The sequence below is a fragment of the Coleofasciculus sp. B1-GNL1-01 genome (genome assembly GCF_040220235.1).
Taxonomy (GTDB): domain Bacteria; phylum Cyanobacteriota; class Cyanobacteriia; order Cyanobacteriales; family Coleofasciculaceae; genus Coleofasciculus.
In genome coordinates this window covers 33429-39479 of sequence record NZ_JAVJTO010000027.1, presented here as the reverse complement: position 1 = coordinate 39479, position 6051 = coordinate 33429, and the positions used below count along the sequence as shown (strand labels likewise).

Below are 6051 nucleotides of genomic sequence, written 5' to 3'. Positions count from 1 at the left end.
ATAAGTAGGGTCTGCTGAATAACTCTTGTGGTGGGGAGAGGCAATAGGCAATAGGCAATGGGCAATGGTTTCAACCCTCTGTCGAGGGAAAATTCGGCGCTGAGGTTGGCAAAAATTCCAGGATGCAAGAGAGTGGTAGTGTAAAAACCTTGCACTTGTTGGGTCAAAAAATGGCTTGAAAGCCTTATCTAGTCTACCTTACACACTTATGCAGCAAGCCCTAAGTATCCAAGCTATTCCCCAGGATAATAAACCCGATCCGGTGTATGATCGGAATTAATTTCAATGACTAAATCTACCCAATTGGGATTGTGAATTAATGGCGTAATAAATAACTCTGGATGCAATGCTTTCCAAAAATACTTGACAAACTCATTAATTTCTGAATCACTCATCCCCGATTTACCCGTCGCGATCATTTCCGCCTCCGCTTGACGCCGCCACTGCAAACTTAGGCGATAATCGGTGGGGTAAAGTACGATTAAACGGTCTAAGCGTTCCCATAAGGGTAAATACTGTTTAAGTTGTTCATTCATATCCCGTGCAAAAGCGCGATCGCTCTCGGTTTCAATAGGTGCTGGAGTCGCCCCCGAAAACACAGTCACCGCCACGGGACGCACACCGACAAACCAGCCTTCAAATAACACAATATCCGCCTTTTGTACAGGTTCAAAATCCGTGCGATCGCCTGCACCTTGCCACGCTGATTTATCAAAGCGGGGAACGAGAATAGAGTCTGAGGAATTCTGCGATCGCAACTCATCTAATACCTGCACTCCCAACTCCACATCATGGGTTCCCGGTGGACCCCGCCAAATCAGACGCGGGTCTTGTTCTCGCAGGCGTTGTCGTTCTTGATAGGTTTTATACAGGTCATCAATGGAAAGGCTAAGGGTACGATATCCTAACTGGGCTAAAATTAATTTCAATACAACCGCCAATGTAGTTTTTCCCGTTCCCTGTCCGCCTAATATTCCCTGAATTAGTGGACGATATAACTGTTGTCGATAGTCTGCCAACTGTATTGCCAACGGAATCCATAATCGCCACAGAGATAGAATGATATTCGTTTTAATCGACTCTGAATGTTCTGGATTTTTCTCAATTTTCTGGGCAAAGGAAGGTAAAGCCAAAACATCAGTATAAACGGATTCAAAAAGACGCGATCGCGCCTGTAATTTTTCGGCTACGTTATCTGCCGTAATTCCAAATGCTTTCGCCCGTTCTGGCGGTGTTAATTCCGCCGCGACTAATTTTTGCCAAGCCGATGAATTGGGTGATTTTCCGGCGATCCATTGGTTAAGAATATCACCGAGGGAGGGAAACGGGGAGAGAGGATGAGTCATAAGTCTTAGGGTAGGGACGGGTTTAGCCACAATTACAATTGTAGGGGCGGGTTTAGGAACTCAATTGGCTTGTCACCGATAGCCTATCAACAAAACCCGCCCTCCCTCACCGATAACGTATCAACAAATCCAACTTTTATTATCAGTCATTATAGATAAACTGTCATGCATTTAAATTGGGTATTAGTAGCGAGCAAGATGCAAAGCCTGCGGCATGGCTTCGCTAAACGCATTACAAGGATTTCGTCATTATTGGCATTAAGGTTTAAATGCCGAACAGCTTATATCGTAGGGTGGGCATTACCCACCAGCCTTAAGTCAATGCCATTTGACCTAAGCGTTTCAAAATACTCAAAACATTATATAATTCATTGCCACGATTGCGAATATCAAAAATATCAGACGTGGCGTACTGCGGGGGTTCACCTTTAACCAGCTTAATAAACATAAAGCTACCACCGGAGGTGATCATCCCGAAAACAGGTTTTTCTGGGTGAGGAGTTGCTAACATATAGGCAAGAAGTTGGTCGAGTCCGGCTTCTACGGAATAAGCAACCTGTTTCGATTCAATCACACTTACCCAAAATTGCTCATGTAGCAGCAAAAGGTCGATTCTTCCTTTAATAACTGTTCCACCATCTTCTGTCGTAATTTGGACTGATTTTTCGAGTTTAATGTGAAAAGGAGGTAAATAAAACTGTCCCACAAAGAGTAAGGGCGACAAAACAGCAATATTAACCGTATTTTCTAACAAGGGCGGATAATCACGCAAGTTAATATAGCCAGCTTTTATCTGATCCAATAGTTGTTTTTCTTGGTTGGTGAGTTCAGGAAGGCTATCTTGCCACTCTCGGAAAAATTGCTCATCTTCAACTCGTTGAAGTCCATAGAGGGTGATGAGTTCCCGCAGGGTTATGGTTTCGGCTTGAAGGGTTTGAACCATGATTAAGTAGGTGGGGACATTTTCAGGATATTTAGGTGAGATAAGAAACGATAATCGTCAAACCTTTCCCTACATAAAACTTAGTCGGGGCGGGTTTAGTGACATCTGGGTGAGGTCAGAAATGATAATAGTCAAACTCGCCCCTACGCAGAATTAATAATTATATCTGACCTGATAATCCAACGAAGGACATAAGACGAAGGACATAAGACATAAGACATAAGACATAAGACATAAGACATAAGACATAAGACATAAGACAAATGACTATGATCCCAGTTTAAACGCTTCCAAAAACATGCTATAAACCAAACCAATTTTCAGCGCATTCACTGTTTCCAGAAACCATGAAAATCGGGATGCTTTGGTCAGAGAAGGCAAACGTTGGCGATTTCTGCCATAAACAATCCGGCTCACCGCTTCCGTGAAAATAATTAAAATCCCAGCCGCAATCACATCCCAATCAGCCGTCTGTCCGGCTGTGGTTGAGATAGCACTACCGAGGAAAATGCCTGACAGCAAACCCAGCAAAATTATGGACAGGCGTCGCCAGGGATTGGTAAACCACTGGGCTAACCTTGCCACGATCACATCAACGAGAGTATTAAGACGAGTATTTTGCATCGATCAACCAGAAAGCAACCACAGAGAGACCTTAACCACTTAGCCTTTTGTGCAAAATAACACGGTTTCGGTCAAGCTTGTTTCAATGAGAGTAGGGGCTGGCAATTCGTTTTGTTAGCATCCCTCCATAGACGCAGTGGTGCAGAGTCAATCCCCTCAAAACGAATGAAACGACTAAAACATAAGCTTTATCCAGTATTTATCATCGTACTCCTTTTAGGTATGGCTGGACTGGGACTGGGATTATTTGAGGTCAAGGTTTGGATAGAACCCCAATCCTCAGATACAGCATCATTACCCTCGGTGAGCAAATCACCAGAGGTTCCTGAGGTGGAAACGGCTCAACCCTTATCGCCAGCACTATCACCACTCTCTTCACCGTTACCGCCGCCAGAGGCTTCACCCTCTCCCCCCCTTGATCCCGTTGCACTAGCGGCGCAAAAAGGAGGGTTGCGAGTCAGCAATTCTACAGAACATCCGGTGCGGGTGGCGCTGCTGGAACGTCAAACGGATTCAAAGGCTTACGCCAAACCCGCCCACTGGGATTTTGCCCCGATGGAAGGAGGAAGCCAAGGGCTGATTCTTTCACTTCCCCAAGATGATCTGATTCTGGAAAACGGCGATATTGTTGTGGCATTTGCCCAAGATGGTTCTCGTTTATATTGGGGACCTTATGTGATTGGGGAGACGCCTATACCCGTTTGGAATCAAAAGACAGGCGAATGGGAGTTAGTCTTACAACCGTATTAGGGTCATTGATTTAAGTCAGGTGGGTTGAGCGAAGTCGAAACCCACCCTACGGTATATCTAAGTTTGTAAACCAGCCTCAAACCCTTACAAAGGACATAAGACGTAGCTTGCTTCTCGCTTGCGCGAGTATGACGAATGACAATCAGGAACTTGACAGGGTTGTCCGAGTCAGGGAAGGGGGACATTGCGATCGCGCTTCCAGCTAAATTAAGTTGGAGACGCTGACAGTTAATGTTACCTTTTCGTGACAAGTAGTGGACGTTGAATCTAAGGATAGGATCGCTCAACCAGTGACAAAGTGGTCGAATGTTTTGGAAAAGCATCCAACTCGGTTGTGGATGTACTCGGTTTTAGGATTAGCGGCGATCTGCTGGGTGGCGTTTTTATGGCACTTAGGCAGTACGGGTTTAGTGGATGAAACTGAACCGTTATTCGCGGAAGCCGCCCGCCAGATGACGGTGACAGGAGACTGGATTACGCCGTATTTTAACGAGGAGACTCGGTTTGATAAACCGCCCTTAGTCTACTGGTTAATGGCGATTGGCTATCTTATGATTGGCGTGAATGAATGGGCGGTACGACTTCCCTCAGCGATGAGTGCGATCGCGCTGACGGTTTTGGGCTTTTATACGCTACGCTATTTCGGGATTTCTCGTCCCCGTACTCTGGTTGATCAAGCTGTTTCATACCCTCTCGATAAATCGACATCAAACCTAACGTCTCAAGCCTCCTCGTTCCCCCAACCCCCCTCATTCCCCCCTGCGAGGGGGGAGGATTCAAAGCCTCTCTCCTTGCAGGAGAGAGGTTTGGAGAGAGGTTTTCCCGATCCCGTGAGTAAGGTTAATCAAGATAGGGCGGAAGTCGAGAACCGTCCAAAACTACCTAATTTAGAACGCCAGCGCTGGTTATCGGCGGGAATTGGGGCGACATTGATTGCATTGAATCCGATAACTTTGGTTTGGGCGCGAACTGGGGTGTCGGATATGCTACTCTCTGGCTGTATGGGAACGGCTCTTTTATGCTTTTTTATTGGCTATGTGCAAGGGGAAACCGGGAGACAGGAAGCGGGGGCGCAAGATAGCCAACACCGTAGAGAGGGAAAACCCTTCTTAGGGTTTACGTCGGGTTGGTATTTGGCATTTTATATTTTAATTGCCTTAGCGATTCTTGCCAAAGGACCCGTGGGATTTGTCCTGCCTGGATTAATTATTGGGGCATTTTTGTTATATCTGGGGAACTTTTGGCAGGTGGTGCGGGAAATGCGCCTGTTTCGGGGATTGGGTATTATTGGGGTTCTGGCAATTCCCTGGTATGTGTTAGTTACCTTGGCGAATGGCGAAGATTATATCGAAAAGTTTTTTGGCTATCACAATATTGAACGCTTTGTCGGGGTGGTGAATCATCATTGGGCGCCGTGGTATTTTTATTTTCTGGTGGTGTTAGTCGGGTTTGCCCCTTGGTCCTGTTATTTGCCTTTGGCAATTGCCCGATTGCGGTTTTGGCAGGTCAAAAAATGGCGTGAGTCCCCTCGTGCGAGTCAGTTGGGTTTATTTGCCCTGTGTTGGTTTGCAGGGGTGTTTGGCTTCTTTACGATTGCTGTCACCAAACTTCCCAGTTATGTCTTACCGTTAATGCCTGCGGCGGCAATTTTGGTGGCATTATTGGCAAGTGATTTACTCACTTATCCCCGTCCTCGGCGTTTATGGGGATTACGGTTGAGTGCTGGATTTAATCTGATTCTTCTTGGCGTCATCGCTGGGGCAATTTGGTATAGTCCTAATTTCATTGGCTATGATCCGGCGGCGCTGAATTTATCGGAAACGTTGCAAGCTTCAGGATTACCCCTACGGGGAGGTATCCTATGGGGAATGGCTGCGGTAGCGGCGGTGATCGCCTTATGTAGGCGTCGAGGGTGGCGTTGGTTAGGAACGATTAATTTGGTGGCGTTTGTGGCGTTTATTATTCTGGTGGTTTCCCCGGCTGCTTTTCTGTTAGATCAGGAACGTCAGCTTCCCCTACGAGAATTATCTGCGATCGCGGCTGAGGTAAACCAACCGTCAGAAGAGTTAGTGATGATGGGATTTGAAAAGCCTAGTGTGGTGTTTTATGCCAAGCGATCGGTGAATTATTTTGATGAAGAACATAAGTTTATTGCCTACATTGAGGACATCGCTAAAATTGAACCTAATCCTCCTTCGACTCTGGTTTTAATTGAATCTAAGCGATTTAATCGACTTAAAAAAGAATGGCTAAAACCTAGTGAATATACTGTCATTGATAACAAAGGTGCTTATCATTTGATTCGAGTGACTAAACAAGTTATTGCTCGCAAGCTTTAGCTGTCAGGGGAAATTAAGTAGAGCTTGCTGCACAAGACCGAAACCCTTA

The 6051-nt window shown here is 45.8% G+C and carries 5 protein-coding genes; 2 read left to right on the top strand and 3 right to left on the bottom strand.

Annotation, left to right across the window (positions count from 1 at the left end; all coding sequences use genetic code 11):
• Positions 1-233 precede the first annotated feature (233 nt).
• The 3 genes from RID53_RS06315 to RID53_RS06305 form a co-directional block, all read right to left on the bottom strand.
• Positions 234-1346 carry a glycerate kinase gene (locus tag RID53_RS06315; protein ID WP_446387303.1) on the bottom strand — a complete coding sequence of 371 codons (1113 nt, stop codon included), beginning with the start codon at positions 1344-1346 and terminating at the stop codon, positions 234-236.
• 313 nt (positions 1347-1659) lie between these two features.
• On the bottom strand, positions 1660-2289 hold the full coding sequence (locus tag RID53_RS06310) for a restriction endonuclease subunit R (protein ID WP_446387302.1): 630 nt from the start codon (positions 2287-2289) through the stop codon (positions 1660-1662).
• A gap of 267 nt (positions 2290-2556) precedes the next feature.
• Positions 2557-2913: a DUF565 domain-containing protein gene (locus tag RID53_RS06305; RefSeq protein ID WP_446387301.1), complete on the bottom strand. Its 357-nt coding sequence runs from the start codon at positions 2911-2913 to the stop codon at positions 2557-2559.
• A gap of 165 nt (positions 2914-3078) precedes the next feature.
• Here RID53_RS06305 and RID53_RS06300 point away from each other — a divergent pair, with 165 nt between their 5' ends.
• On the top strand, positions 3079-3663 hold the full coding sequence (locus tag RID53_RS06300) for a hypothetical protein (protein WP_446387300.1): 585 nt from the start codon (positions 3079-3081) through the stop codon (positions 3661-3663).
• Positions 3664-4001: 338 nt separating this feature from the next.
• A complete protein-coding gene (locus tag RID53_RS06295; RefSeq protein ID WP_446387306.1) occupies positions 4002-6002 on the top strand; it encodes an ArnT family glycosyltransferase in 2001 nt (666 codons plus the stop codon).
• Positions 6003-6051 lie beyond the last annotated feature (49 nt).